The organism is Kitasatospora cystarginea (assembly GCF_039533515.1).
Taxonomy (GTDB): Bacteria; Actinomycetota; Actinomycetes; order Streptomycetales; family Streptomycetaceae; genus Kitasatospora; species Kitasatospora cystarginea.
Genome location: NZ_BAAATR010000213.1, coordinates 1 through 582, shown reverse-complemented (window position 1 = coordinate 582; position 582 = coordinate 1). Strand labels below are relative to the sequence as shown.

At 59.3% G+C, this 582-nt stretch carries 1 protein-coding gene; it reads left to right on the top strand.

From position 1 onward, the window contains the following. Nucleotides 1-126: 126 nt before the first annotated feature. Nucleotides 127-582 (top strand): oligoribonuclease (orn, locus tag ABD369_RS40905; RefSeq protein WP_344641708.1); only part of this gene is annotated, 456 nt, incomplete at its 3' end.

Below are 582 nucleotides of genomic sequence, written 5' to 3'. Positions count from 1 at the left end.
GGTCATCGAAAAGCCCTCCTCGTTGCAATGCGGCGAAGTTCTTGTCATCACCCGAACGCCGTCTCACACACGTCGAGTTTCCACCGCAGACCTTATCCCGCGCCCGCGCGCACTACTGTGTTCCTGGTGCAGGACAAATTGGTATGGATCGATTGCGAAATGACCGGGCTGCGACTCGAGTCGGACAAACTCATCGAGATTGCGGCTCTGGTGACCGACAGCGACTTGAACATCTTGGGCGAAGGTGTGGACATCGTCATCCACGCCGACGACGACGCGTTGGCTGCAATGCCCGACGTCGTGAAGAAGATGCACGCAAAGTCGGGACTGACCGAAGAGGTTCGTAAGTCGACGGTCACCCTCGCCGAGGCGGAGAAAGAGGTGCTCGCGTACATCCGCAAGCACGTTCCCGTCGCCGGTACGGCTCCCTTGGCAGGCAATTCAATCGCCACCGACCGCGGATTCATCTCACGGGACATGACGGCACTGGACACATACCTGCACTACCGGATGATCGACGTCAGCTCCATCAAGGAACTCTCCCGCCGCTGGTACCCGCGAATCTACTTCGGCCAGCCCGAA